We start from the raw sequence: 1,054 nt of genomic DNA, 5'->3' as shown, positions 1-1,054 counted from the left end.
CCTCTTAGTGGGTTGGGGGAAGTGTCCGTTGCGTCGTGCATCCTAAAGACAGCTCGGGCCGATGCGCCCCCGCGAGCGTGAACCGATAACGGGGAGTAGAACAGGGTGACCCAGGCACAGACCGGCAGTGGTCCGAGTGGAGCGGGCAAGGCTCGGCGCCAACCGTGGTACCAGCGGCATCCGCGTCGGCACACCGCTTTGTGCATCCTGGGGGCCGCGGCCACAGGGTCCCTGTTGTTCTGGATCGTCGCCGAGTTCTGCACCGCCGACGGCACGAAAGTGTCGGGCACTTGGTGGAGCGTTGTCCACGCGCTTGTTGTCCTCACCGTAGGCGGTGCCGGCGGCTGGATGGCCCGCAGATACCGCTCACGTCAGAGCACGCACACCGACCCGGAAGACGACACCTCACTGTTGTTGTTGGTCCTCGGCGGGATCCTCGCTTCGGTCGTCATCGCAGCTATGGCGGGATACGCCCAGGCCGAACTGCTCACCGGGCCAGGTGAGCCGGTCAGCTCTCTAGACAGCTCGGAACTGCTGGATATCGCACGATCCACGACGTTCGCTCTCGACCCGCTAGGTGTACTCGGCCGGGACGTTGGTAGCAGGCGTGTCGGCTTGATGTGAAGAGAACCTCCGAGTGGGGTGTGGCTTGTCTAAGGCCCACATCCGCTCGGAGGTTCTCGTGTCCCACCGTAATGCCCGCACCACTTATCTCGGAAGATTGCTCATCATCGAGCGCTACCGAGACGGTTGGCCAAAAGCGCATATCGCCAGCGCAATGGGGATTTCCCGCAAGTGTGTGTCCACCTGGGTGACCCGTTACGAGACCGAGGGGGAGGCAGGACTGCACGACCGGTGCTCGCGCCCGCACACGATGCCGACCCGAACCGCGGCGGAGGTCGAGGCACGGATCGTGGCACTGAGCACCCGTGAACGGCGTGGACCGGACTGGCTCGCGGCCGAGCTCGGAGTTCCGGCCCGCACCATCTCCCGAGTTCTCCGACGCCGCCAGGTGCCCCACCTGGCCGACTGCGACCCGCTGACCGGGCAAGTA

At 65.2% G+C, this 1,054-nt stretch carries 2 protein-coding genes; both read left to right on the top strand.

What is annotated here, in order from left to right:
- Nucleotides 1–234 precede the first annotated feature (234 nt).
- Nucleotides 235–624, top strand: coding sequence for a hypothetical protein (locus tag R1101_RS0124150; RefSeq protein WP_157179209.1), 390 nt, complete (start codon nt 235–237; stop codon nt 622–624).
- 58 nt (nt 625–682) lie between these two features.
- The coding region (locus R1101_RS28625; RefSeq protein WP_198420330.1) for a helix-turn-helix domain-containing protein at nt 683–1,054 on the top strand (372 nt) is incomplete at its 3' end.

Origin of the sequence: Rhodococcus sp. R1101, from assembly GCF_000278445.1 — a bacterium.
Classification (GTDB): domain Bacteria; phylum Actinomycetota; class Actinomycetes; order Mycobacteriales; family Mycobacteriaceae; genus Rhodococcus; species Rhodococcus gordoniae.
This window is presented reverse-complemented; position numbering and strand designations above follow the sequence as displayed.